The sequence below is a fragment of the Flavihumibacter stibioxidans genome (genome assembly GCF_014332695.1).
GTDB classification, from domain to species: Bacteria; Bacteroidota; Bacteroidia; order Chitinophagales; family Chitinophagaceae; genus Flavihumibacter; species Flavihumibacter stibioxidans.
The window spans coordinates 147527-165949 of the sequence record NZ_MBUA01000029.1; the positions used below are offsets into that span (position 1 = coordinate 147527).

General features: G+C 47.0%; 20 protein-coding genes. 10 read left to right on the plus strand and 10 right to left on the minus strand.

Annotated elements, in window-relative coordinates:
• Window positions 1-16: 16 nt before the first annotated feature.
• Complete coding sequence (locus tag BC349_RS17530; RefSeq protein ID WP_187258090.1) at window positions 17-751, plus strand: 2-phosphosulfolactate phosphatase; 735 nt, start codon at window positions 17-19, stop codon at window positions 749-751.
• A 3-nt stretch (window positions 752-754) separates the two neighbouring features.
• Here the strand turns inward: BC349_RS17530 and BC349_RS17535 are convergent, their stop codons facing one another.
• The gene (locus BC349_RS17535) at window positions 755-1327 is read right to left on the minus strand and encodes a GNAT family N-acetyltransferase (RefSeq protein ID WP_187258091.1); all 573 of its coding nucleotides are present in this window, start codon (window positions 1325-1327) and stop codon (window positions 755-757) included.
• Between the two features lie 89 nt (window positions 1328-1416).
• Between BC349_RS17535 and feoB the strand changes: the two genes are divergently transcribed.
• On the plus strand, window positions 1417-3528 hold the full coding sequence (gene feoB, locus BC349_RS17540) for a ferrous iron transport protein B (RefSeq protein WP_246457033.1): 2112 nt from the start codon (window positions 1417-1419) through the stop codon (window positions 3526-3528).
• 57 nt (window positions 3529-3585) lie between these two features.
• Here feoB and BC349_RS17545 read toward each other — a convergent pair whose 3' ends face one another.
• The 8 genes from BC349_RS17545 to BC349_RS17580 form a co-directional block, all read right to left on the minus strand.
• Window positions 3586-4209: a thioredoxin family protein gene (locus BC349_RS17545; protein ID WP_187258093.1), complete on the minus strand. Its 624-nt coding sequence runs from the start codon at window positions 4207-4209 to the stop codon at window positions 3586-3588.
• Window positions 4210-4293: 84 nt separating this feature from the next.
• Window positions 4294-4689, minus strand: a complete 396-nt coding sequence (locus BC349_RS17550) for an arsenate reductase ArsC (RefSeq protein ID WP_187258094.1) — start codon at window positions 4687-4689, stop codon at window positions 4294-4296.
• Window positions 4690-4714: 25 nt separating this feature from the next.
• Window positions 4715-5161: an arsenic resistance N-acetyltransferase ArsN2 gene (gene arsN2 / locus BC349_RS17555; protein ID WP_187258095.1), complete on the minus strand. Its 447-nt coding sequence runs from the start codon at window positions 5159-5161 to the stop codon at window positions 4715-4717.
• Window positions 5162-5221: 60 nt separating this feature from the next.
• The gene (locus tag BC349_RS17560) at window positions 5222-6079 is read right to left on the minus strand and encodes an arsenite methyltransferase (RefSeq protein ID WP_187258096.1); all 858 of its coding nucleotides are present in this window, start codon (window positions 6077-6079) and stop codon (window positions 5222-5224) included.
• Between the two features lie 54 nt (window positions 6080-6133).
• Window positions 6134-6469: an ArsR/SmtB family transcription factor gene (locus BC349_RS17565; protein ID WP_187258097.1), complete on the minus strand. Its 336-nt coding sequence runs from the start codon at window positions 6467-6469 to the stop codon at window positions 6134-6136.
• 213 nt (window positions 6470-6682) lie between these two features.
• Window positions 6683-8020, minus strand: coding sequence for a M24 family metallopeptidase (locus BC349_RS17570; RefSeq protein ID WP_222840220.1), 1338 nt, complete (start codon window positions 8018-8020; stop codon window positions 6683-6685).
• A 44-nt stretch (window positions 8021-8064) separates the two neighbouring features.
• Window positions 8065-10392: a helix-turn-helix domain-containing protein gene (locus BC349_RS17575; protein ID WP_187258098.1), complete on the minus strand. Its 2328-nt coding sequence runs from the start codon at window positions 10390-10392 to the stop codon at window positions 8065-8067.
• Window positions 10393-10465: 73 nt separating this feature from the next.
• Window positions 10466-10816 (minus strand): single-stranded DNA-binding protein, encoded by a 351-nt coding sequence (locus BC349_RS17580; RefSeq protein WP_187258099.1) that lies wholly within the window; start codon window positions 10814-10816, stop codon window positions 10466-10468.
• 194 nt (window positions 10817-11010) lie between these two features.
• Between BC349_RS17580 and BC349_RS17585 the strand changes: the two genes are divergently transcribed.
• Complete coding sequence (locus BC349_RS17585; protein ID WP_187258100.1) at window positions 11011-11412, plus strand: hypothetical protein; 402 nt, start codon at window positions 11011-11013, stop codon at window positions 11410-11412.
• Here BC349_RS17585 and BC349_RS17590 read toward each other — a convergent pair.
• Window positions 11386-11841: a hypothetical protein gene (locus BC349_RS17590; protein WP_187258101.1), complete on the minus strand. Its 456-nt coding sequence runs from the start codon at window positions 11839-11841 to the stop codon at window positions 11386-11388. The genes BC349_RS17585 and BC349_RS17590 overlap by 27 nt on opposite strands.
• A gap of 66 nt (window positions 11842-11907) precedes the next feature.
• Here BC349_RS17590 and BC349_RS17595 point away from each other — a divergent pair, with 66 nt between their 5' ends.
• The 7 genes from BC349_RS17595 (at window position 11908) to BC349_RS17625 (ending at window position 18422) form a co-directional block, all read left to right on the plus strand.
• The gene (locus BC349_RS17595; protein WP_187258102.1) at window positions 11908-12978 is read left to right on the plus strand and encodes a saccharopine dehydrogenase family protein; all 1071 of its coding nucleotides are present in this window, start codon (window positions 11908-11910) and stop codon (window positions 12976-12978) included.
• Window positions 12979-13096: 118 nt separating this feature from the next.
• Window positions 13097-14173, plus strand: a complete 1077-nt coding sequence (locus BC349_RS17600) for a sensor histidine kinase (RefSeq protein WP_187258103.1) — start codon at window positions 13097-13099, stop codon at window positions 14171-14173.
• Window positions 14166-15221 (plus strand): sensor histidine kinase, encoded by a 1056-nt coding sequence (locus BC349_RS17605; protein ID WP_187258104.1) that lies wholly within the window; start codon window positions 14166-14168, stop codon window positions 15219-15221. The genes BC349_RS17600 and BC349_RS17605 overlap by 8 nt, the downstream gene beginning before the upstream one ends.
• Window positions 15222-15223: 2 nt before the next feature.
• Window positions 15224-15979, plus strand: a complete 756-nt coding sequence (locus BC349_RS17610) for a LytR/AlgR family response regulator transcription factor (RefSeq protein ID WP_187258105.1) — start codon at window positions 15224-15226, stop codon at window positions 15977-15979.
• Between the two features lie 6 nt (window positions 15980-15985).
• Window positions 15986-16639, plus strand: coding sequence for a metal-dependent hydrolase (locus tag BC349_RS17615; protein ID WP_187258106.1), 654 nt, complete (start codon window positions 15986-15988; stop codon window positions 16637-16639).
• 52 nt (window positions 16640-16691) lie between these two features.
• Window positions 16692-17468: a CPBP family intramembrane glutamic endopeptidase gene (locus BC349_RS17620; RefSeq protein WP_187258107.1), complete on the plus strand. Its 777-nt coding sequence runs from the start codon at window positions 16692-16694 to the stop codon at window positions 17466-17468.
• 42 nt (window positions 17469-17510) lie between these two features.
• Window positions 17511-18422 carry an alpha/beta fold hydrolase gene (locus BC349_RS17625; RefSeq protein WP_187258108.1) on the plus strand — a complete coding sequence of 304 codons (912 nt, stop codon included), beginning with the start codon at window positions 17511-17513 and terminating at the stop codon, window positions 18420-18422.
• The last annotated feature ends 1 nt before the right edge of the window (window position 18423 follow it).

Here is an 18423-nt window from a genome sequence, read left to right on the forward strand (position 1 = left end):
CTTATCTTTGCAACCCATGAATAATAAACCAACCTTACACACTTCACTGTCGCCCGCGCTCCTGCACCTTTATGATGTCCGTGATAGTATTGTAGTAATCATCGATGTATTAAGGGCCACTTCCACCATTGCGACAGCCCTTTACAATGGTGCAAAATCAATCATTCCGGTTGACTCTGTTGCCCGCTGTATAGAACTCGGCAACCAGATGGATGCGATCACCGCAGGGGAACGCGATGGAAAAGTAGCTGAAGGACTCACCTATGGCAATTCTCCTTTTGAATATCCCCGCGAATTCATAGCAGACAAGACCCTGGTTCTGACAACCACTAACGGAACCAAACTGCTGCACATGGCCCTGAACAACGGTGCGCCAACAGTGATTACCGGATCATTCCCCAACCTGAGTGCGGTTTGCGATTTCCTGGTAAAGGAAAACCGGAACGTAATCCTGGGTTGTGCCGCCTGGAAGGACCGGTTCAATCTCGAAGACACACTGTTCGCAGGTGCAGTCATCTCCCGTATAAAGGAAAATTTTCATATCAACTGCGATTCATCTCAGATGGCAGAAACCTTGTACCTGAAAGGAAAAACTGACCTGTATGAGTTCATGAGGGAAAAAAATGCGTCGCATTACCATCGATTAAATGGTTTTGGACTCGAAAAAGATATCCGCTACTGCCTTACCCCCGATGGCGCCAACGTGCTGCCCTTTTATGAAGATGGCAGGCTGGTGGTACATGGTAAATAAGCTTTAGTGGAGGGATATGGCCTTGCGGCAGATATAAGACAGGGGAGCGCCGGGCTGGTGCAGGGTAGTGAACTTTTCAAATCCCATGCTTTCCAGGATGGCAAGGTTGGCTTCGTTTTCTGTGATCAGCCAGCATTCTTCCAGGCCGGCTTCTGCCATCTGGTCAAAGCAGGCATCCATCAGCATTCGGGCATAACCCCTGCGACGAACTGAGAAATCGACTGCCAGCAGGTAGCAAAATCCAAATTTTACCGCATTCTCCCGGATGACATCAAATGCAGCCATTTGCTGGCGGTTTAGCTGTTCCCACCCGGCAATAGCGTAGGACGGCTGGCTGCTGATCCTGTTCTGGTCAAATGCCGGAGGAAACGCTGTACCCGGAATCCAGGCAACCAGTCCGGTGTTTCCCGGCGCCAGGATGATATTCCCTTCTGCGAGGCAAAATTCTAGCGCAGCCGCAAAATAGGCATCCATGGCGCGGTGGCGCTGGTCATCAGTACCCTGAAAAGCATACCGGAAAAGAGGGTCATCAGAAAAATTACTCGACAGTAGCAGGCTGCATTGCATCAGGTTCATGGTACGAAGATACATTTCACTGTTCCCGAATTCGTAACCCTTTTCACGCGAAGCTTGGTATTTTTGCCCATTAACAGATGTCCAACGGCATGATTCAAATAGGATTAGTAGGAAACCCCAACAGCGGAAAAAGTTCTCTTTTCAATTCTTTGACGGGATTGAACCAGAAAGTAGGCAACTTTCCGGGCGTTACAGTTGATAAAAAGACCGGGCGTTGTGACCTGGGAGATAATCTTTCCTCCACCATAATTGACCTTCCGGGAACCTACAGCCTTTACCCCAAAAGAGGAGATGAATGGGTGACCTATAAAGTGTTAATGGGGCAGGATGCCGATGTGCAGCTCGATATGTTGATCCTGCTGGCCGATGCCAGCAACCTGAAACGAAACCTGCTTTTTGTATCACAGATCATCGACCTGAAACTGCCGGTGGTGGTGGCATTGACCATGTGTGATATGGCCCGCAGGAAGGGAATTGAAATTGATATTGAAGGACTCGAGCGCGAGCTGGGCGTTCCGGTGGTAGCAGTTAACCCGCGCCGGAACAAAGGCATCAGCCAGTTAAAAAAGGTGATGGCTGCCGTTGCCCGTCAACAATACAAGGCCCCTGTACTTGATTTCATCCCCAACCTTGATCTTGCCGCCGGTGCAGTGAAACAGGTAAAGGAACTGGTTCCCGGGATAAGCGATTACAAGGCCATTCATTACCTGATCAATCACGAGCATTTTGCGCTGCCTGACCAGTTACAGGAAGATATTGAGCAGACTGAAAAAGATAACCAGTTCAATCCGACTAAAACGCAGGCAGAAGAGATCATGCAGCGGTATACCCGCATCAAAGGGATCATGCAGCAAACCATAGCGGAGCCCGATCCCCTGAGAAAAAGCCTGCTGACGGAAAAAATCGACAAGCTCCTCCTGCACCGGGTCTGGGGTTATCTGATCCTGCTGGCGGTCTTGTTCCTATTGTTCCAGAGCGTATTCCTGGTAGCACAATACCCGATGGATGCCATCGAGTCGGCTTTTGGCAGTATCGGCTCCTGGCTGGGCTCGGTTTTACCGGACACCTGGTGGAGTGACCTTGTTATCAATGGCCTGGTGGCGGGCCTCAGCGGAATCCTGGTCTTTGTTCCGCAGATCATGATATTATTCGGGCTGATCACGGTGTTGGAAGATACCGGCTATATGGCAAGGATCAGCTTCCTTACAGATAAGCTCATGCGAAAAGTGGGACTAAACGGAAAGAGCGTGATGCCGATGATCAGTGCATTTGCCTGTGCGGTGCCCGCTATTATGAGCGCCCGTAACATTGAAAACTCCAAAGAGCGTTTACTCACGATACTGGTGACGCCCCTGATGAGCTGCAGTGCCCGCCTGCCGGTATTTACCATCCTGATTGCCCTGGTGGTGCCACAGGAACTGGTGGGTGGTGTGATCAGTTTGCAGGGGCTGGTAATGATGGGATTGTACCTGCTGGGTATTGTGATGGCTATGATGGTTTCCTGGATTGCGAAATGGTTTATCCGGAACAGGGAGAAAAGTTTCTTTATCCTGGAACTGCCAATGTACCGGGCACCCAGGTGGAATAATATATTCACTACCATGGTGGAGAAGGCCCGGATTTTTGTAACAGATGCGGGTAAAATCATTATGATCATCAGTCTCCTGTTATGGGCACTCAGCAGTTATGGTCCGGGTGAAAGAATGGAAAAAGTTGCCGCGGAATATGCGGCACTCAAATCAAGCCAGCCGGAAAGACTGGAAGAACTGGAAAAAGAGGAAGGTGCAGCCAAGCTGGCTAATTCCTATGCCGGCATTCTGGGAAAGGCCATTGAACCGGTAATCACACCACTGGGGTACGACTGGAAAATCGGAATTGCCCTGATCACTTCTTTCGCTGCGCGGGAAGTATTTGTAGGAACCATGGCCACCCTGTACAGTGTAGGCGAAACGGATGATGAAAGCGGATTATTACTGCGGCAGAAAATGCAACAGGCACGCAAAGCCGATGGCAGTAAAGTATATAGTTTGGCAACGGGATTGTCACTGATGGTATTCTATGTGCTGGCGATGCAATGTATGAGTACGCTGGCCATTGTAAAAAGGGAAACCCGTAGCTGGAAATGGCCTGTTGTACAGTTCGTGTATATGACAGCCCTCGCTTACCTGATGAGTTTCCTGACTTACCAGATCTGGTCATAAAAGCTTCACCCGTCGCGGCAGTGTTGTCCAACGGGTGAAGAGTTTTATTGCCTTAAGTTATATCTTAACTGTTTCAAGGGCCGTTTCTACAATATGCAGAAATTCTGAAGCCGTGTGCCTGCCCTTATCCTTCGCATACCAGCCATGAAGCTGGTTATACATTTCTTCCTTGGGAATATCAGGATTGGCCTTAAGTTGCTTAAGCAGGTCAGCAGCACCACTGGGACGCGGTCCCCAGCTCGCCAGCACTCTTTTGGTTTCGGTTTCCAAAATAATGGTCTTTGGTATGGATCGTGTTCCATTGGTAAGAAACTGGTCCATCAATTCCGGGTTCTCATCCCGAAGGATAAGCTTATGATCAATCAATGGATTGGAAACAGCCAGTTTTTCGATCACCGGGATAATCTGGGCTGCGTCACCGCACCAGCCCTCTGTAATGGTAAGCCAGGTAAGTGGCGTATCAATATTCAGCATCCTGTTCTCCTGGTCATCGGATATCTTCCAGGTTTTGTCAAGCCGGTTCATCCTTTGAAGGTTGAGGCGGGCATAATCAACTATCCAGTCATCCTGGTTGGTGCCGGTTGTTTTACCATCTTCTATCAGGCCAGCCAGCATGTCACGGTATCCTTTGTAATCAAACGCCTTTTCAAGTAATTCTTCACTAATACTATTCTCTTTCATTCGTTATCGGATTTTTTTAATAATGACAGATTGCAATAAAGACAAGTGTCATCGGTTAATTGTTTATTAAGGAGTCCGGTGGGATCAAAGTCCCTCGATCAGTTCTTTCACCTGCCGGCCAATAAAATCGCGCACCTTATTAAATTCCTCCGGCTCCATATGTTTTGGATCGGGAATCTGCCAATCGATGAATTTTTTTGCAGGCATCCAAGGGCAGGTATCCCCGCATCCCATGGTAACCACAGCATCAAAAGGTGCATATTGTTCAACTTCCTTCAATGATTTCGAATCGTGGGTGCTGAGGTCATATCCCAGTTCTTTCATAGCAGCGATGGCTTTGGGATTCACCACACCACTGGGTTTACTGCCGGCACTAAATGCTTCCACCGAATCGCCACCGATCATGCGGGCAAAAGCCTGGCTCATCTGGCTGCGGTTGGCATTTTCCACACAAACAAATAATAGTTTTTTCTTTCCCATTGCTTTTGAATTAGGGGGTTGATCTTTAGATTGTGAGTGATTTGCGCATGATGGTGGCCGTTACCGGGCAAAGTCCGTTGAACTCTGCGGATGCAGCCACTGTTGAGGGAAGCTGATTTCGGTTGATCGGCACAAATCCTTTGCGGGAAAAATAATTTTCAGCAGTATTCGTAACCAGGTATAATGTGGAAACATTCAGGAAGCGGGAATGGCTTTCCAGCTGGCTAACCAAAGCTGAAGCAATACCCTTGCTGCGCTGCGATCCCTCTACAACCATTGATCTCAGGAGTGCGTCGCTGCCATATTTATCGAGCCCGATCGATCCCACAGGTTTGCCATCGATCACAGCCAGAAAAAATTCTGCCATATCCTTTCTCAGGTCGGCGGTTGGAAGTTTTTCAGATTCCAGTAATGCACAAACCGGAAGAAAATCTTCCGGCAGTGCTGGCCTTATTTTAAAGTCCGCAGGCATAAACTGTTTTTTATAATTCTTATACTGCAAGTTGTAATTTCGTAAACCACTTCAATGGTATCAGCAGCAACCAGCTCCCGGTTCGCAGCAATTGGAGTCCATGGATTCCGGTTTATCGGCATAAACAGTGATGCTCACAATTTTCACCTCTCCGGATTTGTAGGCCGCTATTTCTTCGGGACTAAGGTATTGGGAAAGAATATCATCCGGGATGGATATTTCCTTTTCCTTCTGCAGTGTGACGTGGGTAAATCCGGCCTGGTCAATCAGGGAAAGGTATTCATCTTTCTGGATGGCACCGGAAATGCAGCCGGCATAGAGTTCTGCCACTTCTCTCCATTTTGCGGGAAGATGGCCCTGCAGGACGATATCTGAAATGGAAAAGTGTCCGCCGGGTTTCAGCACCCTGAAAATCTCTTTGAATACTGCTGGTTTGTTGGGAACCAGGTTCAGCACGCAATTGCTCACCACCACGTCGGCTTTGTTGGCGGTAACCGGCATCTGTTCGATATCACCCTGGCGGAATTCCACATTATTATAGCCCAGCTTTTCTGCGTTTTCGCGGGCTTTTTCAATCATTTTTTCTGTGAAGTCGATGCCAATCACTTTTCCTTTATCGCCAGTAATGGCACGGGCAATAAAACAGTCATTGCCGGCGCCGCTGCCAAGGTCAATCACCGTATCGCCCTCTTTTATTTTTGCGAAGGCAGTAGGCAGGCCGCAACCTAAACCCAGGTCTGCATCCGGGTTGTATCCCTCCAGCTGAGTATAGTCGTCTGCCATGATATGGTAAACATCATCACCTCCGCAACAGGAGGTGGCACCGCAGCAGGAGCTGGCGTTTTGTGCTGCAGACTGCTCTGCGATGGCACTGTATTTTTCCTTCACCACTGACTTAATTTCAAGGTCATTTTTCATATTGGAACTGTTTTATTTATTGCTGATATAATGTTTTGATGGCTGTCTGCTGGATTAGCAACATTGGTTGGCTTTTTGTTTCCGGAGGTCATTTAGCAGGTTGTTGAATCCATTATTGAATGCTTCAAAAGCCTCCCAGTTGATGCAGTAGCAACTGCGTGGGCCGTCGATGGAACCGCTGATGAGTCCAGCGTCTTTCAATTCCTTCAGGTGTTGTGAAACAGTACTTTGTGCCAGGGGTAGCAGATCAACTATTTCCCCGCAGATACATTCGTTTTTACCTGCCAGGACTTTAAGGATGGCGATTCTTGCCGGGTGCGACATTGCTTTGGCAAGTGCGGCCAGTTCCTGTTCCTGTGGTGAAAATTCGTCTTTCTTGTTGATCGCCATGCTCTAATTGTTTTTCATCGGTTTAGGTGTCTGACATGTGGTGTCTGACATGTGAGATTACCGGATTCAGAAATCATAGATGTCAGACACCACATGTCAGACACCTGTCACCTATCCCTTATCGCAAATATACGATTAATAATACCGCGTAAGCAAATATTTTTTCCGGGGAGTAAAACGGTCCCTGCTGAATGGGCAAAATTCAAAGTGCCATCAATCCTGCAGTATGGTATTTTGTCTGGGGACCAGGTAAACCTGTTTCTGACGGCCATTAATGAACCGGAAGCCATCGGCATCAAAATAACCGTCTTCCTCGAGCATGATTCTCACAGACTTTTTCCATTCGGGAATTTCAGTAGAGGTGTTTAATTCGATTGAGTAGGCAGTATTCAGGTGAATAGGGTAATCTCCGGCACCGGGGACACCACCCTGCTGGTCCCACAAGCCGATCGTTGGACCCGCAGCATGTCCATGAAAGCCCAGGGGGTGGGTATAAATGGAAGCGACGATACCCTCTTTTTTTGCCTCATTCAGGGCATTGGCCAGCACCTGGTTTCCCGTTTTTCCGGGCCTGAACTGGCTGGTAAGTATTTCCTGCAGCCTGTTGGATCGCCCGAAGGCCGCAGCCAGTGAAGGTGGTAAACTGTGCTCACCCGGCTTCAGGATATACGCATGTTGTTGAATGTCGGTATTCAAGCGCAGGTAACTGATGCCAATGTCCACGTGTAAGAGGTCGCCGGCACGGATCAGTTCGTCTTTCGGACGGTTGGAAAAACTTCGGAGGTGTTCAAAATTCTGCTGATCGTTCCGCTGAACAGAAACAGTCGGATGAAACCAGGTTTCCAGTCCCAGTGTCCTGATTTTTTCCCGGAACCACCAGACGAGGTCGTCGGTTGTGGTGATGCCCGGGGTTATAACGCGCTCTGAAAAGCCTTCTTCAATTATTTTGTGGGTAATGTTCACCAGTTGCGGATAAAATTCCATTTCCCTGGCAGTTCGGGTTTCCAGCCAACGAATGGCAAGGTCTTCGGCCGAAACGATTTTGGATCGGAAGCTGTTTGGTAACTTCTCCATTAAGGCAATATAATCGGTATGGTCCAGTCCATCCGCATGTGCATGGTGTCTGGAAATATTAATGCCGATCTTTCCCGGATTCCTGCTACTAATGATGTCTGTTAAAGCATCCCACTGATCGGGAAAGCGTTGCATGTCCCAGGATGCTTTGATATGTTCCCCAACATTGTATCGGGCGATGGCCAGCTTGTCGAATTGACTTTTTGCCTTATTGCGATAAAACACGAGGATTGTACGCCGGCGGGCAGATATCCATTCGGCAGGGAGCATGGTTTTCAAAACCGGGTCTTCGTTGTATTCGCGTGAAATCAAAATCCACATATCAATGCCTGTCGAATCCATCAGTGCCGGAAGCAGGTGATTAAATCGTTCACCCTGAATGGCATTGATAGTAGTTGCCTGTTCGCGCAAGGGCAGCACCTGGGCATAAACAGCCGTTGAAAAGGCAAGTAAAGCCATCGGCAGTAGTTTTCGCATACAGTTTATTTATACCCAAAAATAGCAGAAAGCCATTTCCGAAATTATGATGATGCGGAACTGCTCAGGGATGCTTCTCCGGCTTTTTCCTTTAAATCGCGGTGATATCGCAGGTAGGCAACAACAGCCCTGATCTCATCAAAGGAATATCCCTCACCCAGGAATTCCTTCACAGGGCCCAATTGTTCTGAACCGGTTTCAACAATCGCCTTGCGGATCACAGTCACTTTTTCGGCAGGAACAAGGTCTATCAGGGCAAGGTCGCCGTTACCAACAAATTGGATCAAATGGCTCATAATGGTGGAAACTGCCAGGTTCCTTTCCAATGCAATTGCCTCAATGGATTTCCCCTGCCGGTAAAACTCAAGACTGGTTCTCTGGGACTCACCCTTTACCCGTGGTTCACCTTTAGTCCGATGACCCTTTTTTGCTGCATCTTTTCCAGGCTCCTTATCTTTTGCCGACTGTGCATCCCCTTCGCTGGCAGGAATATCCTTCACGGCTGCAGTTGGTTTCTCGGTAATCATTTCCAGCAGGCGGGAGGCAGCAGCGCCGGAAGCCATTGCAGATGTCAGGTGGGATGATCTGCGGATTGAAGCAAGCCGCAACTCAAGAAAGGACTCTATTTCAGCCAGTTCACGCAGGTATTTGGTAACCCTGGGTTGCTTCCGCATTTCCTCTTTATGCGCCTGCAATGAAACAAGAAATCCTTCAATAGCTGTTGCAAAATAGTTTGCAGCGGCGGCAGTTCTTGAATCAAGGTAATCATAACCGTTACTTTCTACCTGCTGTAATTGTGCTGCCAGGTGAGCGGTTGTTTTTATCGCAACTGGAATCAATCCGGCAACTTTATCGCGGAAAGTCCTGGCCCATTCCATGGCCTCCAGCTTAGCCCCGATATTTCTTTTATCCGATTCCAGCAGCCATTGTTCGGCTAATTCCATCAGGGGGTCAAGGTTGAAGGACTGGAGCAGGGAAGTACCGATAAAATCCTGTTCCGCCAAAGCCAGTTCTTCTTCCAGTAATTCAAAAGGTTTTTCATCCGAGGCAAAAAAATGCACTCTTTGATCCGTCTGAATAGCAGCAGAACCAATCCTGGATTTCAAAACCAGTCCATCCATATTTGTCAGCCGGCTAAGGGCAACATAAACCTGACCAGGTGCAAAAGCAGCGCCGGCGTCAATAATGGCTTTGTCAAAGGTCAGTCCCTGGCTTTTATGTATCGTAATTGCCCAGGCCAGCCTGATAGGATACTGCGAGAAGGTTCCCAGTTCTTCTTCTTCAATTTTATCTTTGGCACGGTTATATTGATACCTGATATTCCGCCAGGTCTCCTTCTCCAGTTCCAGCAATTCTTCCTGGTCCACAAAGCTGATCATGATGGCCTCTTCGGTAATGGAGTGAACCGTGCCAATGCGACCATTATAATATCTTCTTTCCTCACCTTTATCGTTCTTGATGAACATAACCTGCGCGCCCTCTTTCAAAACCAGTTCCTCATCAGCGGGAAATGCCTTTTCGGAAAAGTCGCCGGAAATCTCAGCCGGGAAACGAAAAGCCGGTGCAGGCAGTCTTTCCAGAGCTTTCTGGTTTATATTATCTGCCCTGGAATTATGGGTGGTCAGGGTAATGAATTGTGCTGAATTATCAGGTTGAAAATCTGGTTGGTAATGCCGGTTCAATGCCTCCAGGTCAGCCGCTTCCATCTGGTTATTGCGCACTTTGTTCAACAAGTTGATGAAAGTTTCTTCATTCTGCCGGTAGATCTTTTTCAGCTCCAGGAAAACCGGTGCGGCCTGCTTCAGGACATGGGCTTCAAAAAAGAAGGGACTTTTATAATGCTCTTTCAAAAAATTCCATTCGCGGTCCGAAACCACCGGCGGCAGTTGGAACAGATCACCAATAAATAAAACCTGCACACCGCCAAATGGCAGGGATGGTTTTCTCCTGACATGGCGTAGTACGACATCCATTGCATCGAGCATATCAGCACGAAGCATGCTCACTTCATCCACCACCAGTAATTCCAGCTCCCGCATCAAAATCCTTTTAGGCTGGGAAAGACGAAGGTTCCGAAGCAGTGTCTGGCGATTATTAAACAGTTGATCACCACTTTCAGGAATCTGTCCGGTCGGAACAAATGCACCCAGCGGCAACTGGAAAAAAGTATGCACGGTAACACCGCCCGCATTGATAGCGGCAACACCCGTAGGCGCAACCACCGCCATTTTTTTGGAGCAATGTTCCCGGATGTATTTAAGAAAAGTCGTTTTACCCGTACCAGCCTTACCTGTCAGGAATATATGCCTGCCAGTATGCTGAACATAGCGACTGGCCAGTTCAAAATATCTGTTCGAATGATCTGTTTGCATAATCTGCCGTAAAACTAATGATAATAGCAGGCATGCCAGCGTATCCGGATTTACCGGCACGCCTGCCGGTTTTTCATGCTTCTGTTTTTGTACGGCTGTTCAGGACCACCAGTTCCAGCACATTGATCTCAGTGGCAAATTTTTTAACGCCTTCCTTGTCAACATAACTGCGGTAAACGAGTTTACCCTCAACCGACACTTCATTGCCCTTCCGCAGTTCCTGTTCCGCTTTGTCAGCCAGCCGGCCCCAGGCAACCAGGTGGTGCCACTGCGTTTCCGTTACTTTCTCCCCCTGGCTGTTCTGATAATTTTCATTGGTCGCAACAGAAAACCTGGCCACCCTTCGGCCGGTGGCCGTTTCTTTTACTTCCGGATCCGCACCCAGGAATCCTACCAACAGCACTTTGTTCTTACTCTCATTCATGGTGTTCTTTTTTAGCCGGCAACTGCAGGCCGGAATGATAAATGTTTATTAGGTGTTCACCCGGCGCCAGGTGAACAGTACAAATATCCGGCAATCATAATCCAATAGCCGGATGCGAAACATTTGTAACCGGAAATAACCGTGTAAAAACGGTTGCGGAAGCCAGGCAGAGAAAATATTTTGTGATAAAAAATATGGCCAGACAAACAGACAACCGGAAATGCCTTTGGTGCGAGCAACCGATCAGGGGCAGGGCAGATAAAAAATACTGCGATGACAATTGCCGCAATGCATTTAACAATCAGCGCCAGGAGGGCGAATACAACCTAGTCAGAAATATCAACCGTACACTGATCCGTAACCGGCGCATCCTGGCAACAGTAATGCAACAGGCAGGCAGTGAAACCTGCATCTCAAAAGACATCCTGCTGCAGATGGGCTTTCAGTTCAAATATTTCACCCAGGCATTTACCAGTGCGGATGGACAGGTATGTCACTGCTGTTATGACTATGGCTACCTGCGCCTGCCGGAAGAGGGTTTCCTGGTAATCAAAAAAATTGAAAACATTTTAACTGCGAGGCTTACGGGGCGCTGACCTCACCGGTCCCTCCGGTTTCAATACCGCCTTAATCTCGTGCAGTTTCATCTTGTCGGCAGACTTCATTTCAACCCTGGCCACAGCCAGCGCTTTTTTCTTTTCCATTTCCTTGTGAAGTTCATATTTGGTATCCGCGGGTCCCATGATCACCACGGAATCAACTTTTTTGAGTTGCGCTACCACCCCTTTCAAAAAGGCTTTCCGCTGCTGGTTCAACTTATTCTGGGCTTGCTTTTCCTTGTTCAGCGTTGCGCCAAACAACCTGCTTTTACTGGAGGTTTCCCCTTCAAAGCGCACGTGCGTTTCAATGCCCGATTCCAGCGTATCGGTGCTAATGTCTCCTTCCTCATTCATACAGGCTATTATCGCTTTTTGCTGATCGATCCAGATAGCATACTTCAGGCAATTGGTGTTCTTCTTTTTCATAAACTGTTTTTTTATACGGAGCAGGATTAAGTTACGAAAAATACCTGCGGGTTGTATCTTTCCATTATGTCGGGAACCCTGTTATTATATGGCGCCAATGGATACACCGGAAAATTAATCCTCGAACTTTCGGTGCAGCAGCGGATTAAACCAATCCTTGCCGGTCGAAATGCCATTGCCATAAGATCCCTTGCCGAATCTTATTCGCTCCCGTACAGGATAGGCGGACTGGAAGACCAGGCAACAATGGATGTGCTGCTTAAAGATGTTGATGTAGTGATACATGCAGCAGGACCTTTTTCCATTACTGCCCGCCCGATGATGGAAGCCTGTATCCGCAACAAAGTCCACTATCTCGACATCACCGGTGAAATCGGGGTGTTTGAAATGGCCGCGCAGCTTGGAAAAGAAGCCCGGGCTGCGGGGATCATGCTGATGCCCGGAGTAGGATTTGATGTGGTTCCCACCGATTGTATGGCACAGCACCTGAAAACGCTTATGCCGGATGCCACCCATCTCGCCCTGGCATTTGCCAATATAGGCGGGGCCATTTCACACGGTACAGCCACCACCATGGCCCAATCCCTGGGTGAGGGCGGAGCCATCCGCAGTAAGGGTAAAATTATCCGCAGCCCGCTGGGCGCCTATCACCGATGGGTTGATTTTGGCAAAGGGAAACGCTTCGTTATGAGCATTCCCTGGGGTGACGTAGCAACCGCTTTCCATACCACCGGTATCCCGAATATCATTGCTTATACAGCAATAAAACCAGGGATACACCGACTACTGAAATTACAGGGATTGCTCAACCCGGTGCTGAAAACCCGTTGGGCCAGGAAAATGGTACAAAACTATATCAACCGGCAACCGGCCGGTCCATCAACTGAAATGCTTAACCGAAGCAGCAGTATGGTCTGGGGAGAAGTGTCTAACCCCAAAGGCGAAACAATTTCCGCAAGGATGTCCTGCATGAATGGGTATTCACTTACCGCCCACAGCAGTCTGCTGATCGCCAAAAAAGTGCTGGCGGAACAATTTAAACCAGGTTACCAGACCCCGGCGGGTTGTTACGGTGCGCAGCTTATTGGTGAAATTCCGGGCAGTTCGGAAATAAATACAGTTAGCAAAAGCCCCTGATGCATCGCCATTCATCGGTCGATTTTCGTCATCCGGCAATTTCCTTTCAGCGATTCGGGAATATCCATGGAAATTGTATAAAATTTCCCCAAAGTACCTGAACACTAATGCAAGGAGGATGCAGAAACTGACCACATCGGTAACGATTATACGATATATACACGGATGGCTGATCCTGGGAGGCATCATGCTTTTCCTGTTGTTGCTCTGCCTGGTATCCTATGTCAACACAGGGTCCTTTTTTGCAACCTTCAGCATATCCGCTTTATTACGCGAGGGTATACTTATCCTGGTGCAGAACCTTTCGGTAATGTACTTCGTTTACTACGCAATACTCTTTTTTGACAAGATATACCTCAACAGGAATTTCACTATATCTCGTTATGTTTATGAGCTGCTTATCATTGTATCGGGCTCCCTTCTGATCAATAAATTTTTTCATTTCCTGTTTATTAAACTTGTGGTAGTCCCGGAAGCTGATACAGAAGCACTGGAAAATAAACTGATAAACCTGCTGGTAATCACGCAGACCCTGGTTGTGGTAATGTATGGACTGATTACAGGTTTCAGGTTGTTTTACAACCTGCAGCAAAAACAACTCGAATTATTGAGAATGCAGAAAGAGTTTGCCCAAACTCAGTTCGAATTATTCAAGAACCAACTCAACCCGCATTTCCTTTTTAACAGCCTGAGTGCCCTTAGTTCGCTGGTTTATGCAGATGCTGACATGGCGGAAAAATTTATTGAAAAACTTTCCCGCACCTACCGATACCTGCTCGACCAGCGGGAAAAGGAATTTGTGGGACTTGCCCAGGAACTGGAGTTCCTGGAAAATTTTTACTTCCTGGTTGAACAACGCTATGGTAATAAAGTAAGGATTATCAAAGAACTTCACCAGCAGGAAGACGGACTTTATTTACTGCCACACACACTGTTGATCATAATGGAATACCTGATCGGCAGCAATACAATGTCCTCAGCAAAACCACTGCTGATCAATATCAACGTGAATAATTCAGCCCTGCAGATCAGACATAGTTATCAGCCGAAAAGCCTGCCAAACATGCACCTTCAGGAACAGCTCAACAGCTTGCTGAACAACTACCGGCAAATGAATAAGAAAATAACCATCTCACGGGATGAAAATACCCTTCAACAGTTAATCAGCATTCCATTTCTTCAAAAAAATGATTGATAAAGGAAATATAAGGACCGGGAAATTACCTGTTTTCAAATTTGCCGTATTACTGATTATGGTGATCAGCATTTTGTACACCTCTATTTTTGCCTGGATCAACAATAATGTCCAGCTACTACCGCTGACAATCGACATATTCCTCACCTTTGCCATAGAATTTACCATCGCTTCAATGGTATATGGAATCATTACACTGGTCAATCAATGGTTGCCGCCTGTAATCATACGCTGGTGGCGATATCCGCTGGAACTGGCTTTAATAATGGTTTTAAGTTTCTGGGTGCTGCATACCATACATTTATTGGTACGCGATGATATGTACCAGTTGAGCGCTGAAAACGAAGCGATAGATTACCGGATGTTTATCACCGTTAATATGGCCGGCAGCTTTTTTATCTACTCCCTCATTAGTTCAATGACCCTTTACCAGGTGATGCTGGACAAATCAAAACAGGCCGAAAAATTGCAGAAAGAATACGCACAGGTTCGTCTGCAGGCATTGAAAAGCCAGGTGAACCCCCACTTCCTTTTCAACAGTCTGAGCGTGCTGTCTTCTCTTGTGCATTTGAGTCCGGAAACTTCAGAACGTTTTATCATCCAATTGTCGAAAGCCTATCGCTATATACTGGAACAAAAAAATACAGACCTTGTTACACTGAAGGATGAGCTTGATTTCCTGGATGCTTTTTATTACCTGCTGCAAATACGTTTTGAAAAGAAAATAATTCTGGAAAAACAAATCGGTTCGGAAATGCTGGACTGGCTGCTTCCACCATTCACCCTGCAACTGCTGGTTGAGAATGCTGTGAAGCACAATAAAATGTCTGCAGCTCGCCCGCTGGTCATCAGGATCATGGTTTCTGAAGAAATGATTCTGGTTGTAAACAACAGGAACAGGAGAGAGGAAACTGTTGATTCTACAGGCATCGGTCTGGATAATATCAAGAAAAGAGTATCATACCTGACCGACCATAAGGTGGTCGTATGGGAGGACAGCACTGCCTTCAGGGTAGGTGTTCCATTGTTGAAAAGTAAACAATCATAACTATGAAAGTCGTTATCATTGAAGACGAGCAACTTACTGCAAACCGCCTTCAGGCCATGTTGAAAAAATATGACCCGGAAATCGAAATACAGGCCATATTGCCCTCTGTTTCCGAATCCGTGGAATGGTTCAAAACCAATCCGGATCCAGCCCTCATATTCATGGATATCCATCTCGAAGACGGCCAGAGTTTCAGTATTTTTGAAAAGATCAATCTTGACCTGCCCGTGATCTTCACCACCGCATACGACGAATATATGGTCCAGGCCTTCAAAGTTAACAGTGTGGACTACCTGATGAAACCCGTCAACTATGATGAACTTGCCCGCGCCATTGACAAATACAAAAGGGTACACGCCCAGAATAAATCAGGATCCATTGATCAGTTGCTCAGGTCTATACACCAGAAGGAAAATGGGTACAAGGAGCGTTTTATGGTCTCCATCGGTTCCAAATTAAAGGCCTTTGAAACAGATGAAATCAATTACTTTTTCAGTGCCGATAAACTCACTTTTCTGGTAACAGCAGACAATATTCGGATGCCCATAGATTACAGTCTTGATAAACTGGTAATGATGCTGAACCCGAAAGAGTTTTTCAGGATCAACCGCCAGATGATGGTAAGGCTATCGGCTATCCAGAACATCCATGTATTTCCAAAAGGCAGGATCAAGCTTGACCTCATACCAGAAATGAAAGAAGAGGTAATGGTGAGCCTGGATAAGATTACCCCTTTTAAAGAATGGCTAGGAAAATAATACAATATGTTTATAGGACACTTCGCTGCTGCATTTGCAGCAAAAAAAATTGATAACAGGCCCTCCCTGGGTACTTTGTTTTTTGCTGCACAATGGCTTGACCTGCTCTGGCCGGCATTGCTGCTGACAGGTACAGAGTCGGTGGAGCTATCCACCGATGGCTCCAATCCCATTCCGCTGAATTTTTCCCATTACCCCATTTCGCATAGTTTGCTGATGGTCATTGGTTGGTCTGCGCTGATCGGGATCCTGCATTTCCTGTTTCGAAAAAACCTTAAAACCGCACTGATTATTGCCTTATTGGTCCTTAGCCATTGGATACTTGATTGGCTGGTTCATATTCCCGACCTACCCATATCACCCTTCAATGATCACAAAACCGGCCTGGGAATCTGGCAATACAAATACCTTGCCCTGGTGCTTGAATTGTTATTGTTCGGTGCCGGCGTATTCCTCTACACCAATGCCACCAGGGCCTCCAACAAAACCGGAATATATGCCTTCTGGTCTCTGGTCGTTTTTCTGGTGGTGATACACCTGATGAATATTTTCGGGCCACCACCTACAGATGTGAAACCTATCGCTTATGTGGGATTTTCCCAATGGCTGCTGGTTGCCTGGGGTTATTGGGCTGACAAAAACAGGCATTCATCCAAATAGAATTGAAGCTCATTGCCTTTTGTGCTCAATTTGAAGCAACAACCTAAATGGAATGAGCACCAACACGAATGCCCGGGTATGGGCCGGCTTTATTCTTCTCTTCGTTGCCTATCATGCAGCGGAATACATGATACTTTTCCGGAACAATAGTTTCGGCTTCCTTGGATTTCAGCTATTGTTTTTTCTGCTGTCGTATTTAATTGCAAGATGGCAGGGATTTTCCGGGCTTGCAGCATGGGGCATGACCAAAAATTTTACCGCGTTCCGTAATTTTGGAACAGGCCTCCTTGCAGGCACCTGTTGGTATACGCTCTATTTTCTCACCAGTCTCCTGCTGGATTTCGAAAGAATTGAATCCATACCTGTTTTCCGGGATTTCGTTCCGCAATTTCTTCTCTATTTTTCCGGCAGTTTCTTTTCCTCGCTTTCAGAAGACATCCTGACGAGAGGTTATCTCTACCGGCACCTCAAAGGAATTGCACCAGCGGGTTTCATAGTCTTTTTTTCCGCCTCAATTTATGTGCTGAACCATATCTATCGCCTTGATGACGGACCAACTGTATGGTTATACCTGTTTATCACCGGCGTTTTCCTGGCCATTGCGATGGTTAAAACCGGGAATATCTGGCTTACTGCGGGAATCCATTGGGCAGGGAACATCGTCTATCATACCACCAATAGTGTTATGCAAACAAAAACCGGTTACAACATTATCCCGGGAATTTATCTCTACTTACTCTTTCTGCTGGCACTGATACCCATAAGTGTCTGGCTCGCCAAAAGGATGGCTCGTCCACTTATTTCCGGCATTCGTCCTGAGAGATTTTAAACAAGGCCCGATAAGTCGTCCATTTGCCTAAAATAACCAACCATGAAAAAAATATTCGCGCTGATGGTTACATTTATACTTGCCTTGGTAACCAGGGGGCAGGACAGCAGTTTCTATTTTCGCACCTCGGATAGTGTTCAACTTTTCGTGAGGATAGCAGGAAAGGGGAAACCCTGCCTGTTTGTGCATGGTGGCCCCGGTTCTACCAGCAAATATTTTGAGGCAGTGGCTGCTTCCGCCCTACTGGAGCAGGAAATGAAAATGATTTATTTTGACCAGCGGGGAAGCGGCCGTTCCGGTTCTGCCGCCAACCAGGATTATTCTCTTTCCCGATTCGAAAAGGATATGGAAGAATTGAGGGCTTTCCTGAACATCAGCCAATGGATGGTGATGGGTCATTCTTTTGCGGGACTGATGATCACTCCTTACGCTTACCATTACCCGAATAGTGTTAGCGCACTGATACTGGTGAATGCCACCCTCCACCTGGAAACATCTATACAAAACCAGATTGCAGCCGGACTGGACATCCTGGGAATTAAGGACAGCACCAGCTTCTTTGGAAATATCCACGACATGATGGGGCAATTCTCAAAGGTTCATGAAGCACTGGGCAAAAAACAACTTTCCTACAAAATGATGTTCCGTTCACAAAATGACCTTGAGCTCAGCAACGCGGTCAGCGCCTCCATTGGTAACTGGAACCGGGATTTCGCTTCGCGCGCACTTTTCATCACGGATTATAGACAGGACTTTACTGTCATCACACCCCATATAAAAATTCCTGTACTGATTATTTCTGGTAGTCGCGATTGGGCAATCGGACCAAAACATCATTTGTCCTGGAAATTTCCAAACGCACGGAGATCTATATACGAAGGAGGACATGCTCCCTTCCAGGAAGATCCGCTCTGGTTCTATCAACAGATATCTACCTTCATCCAACATATATAAT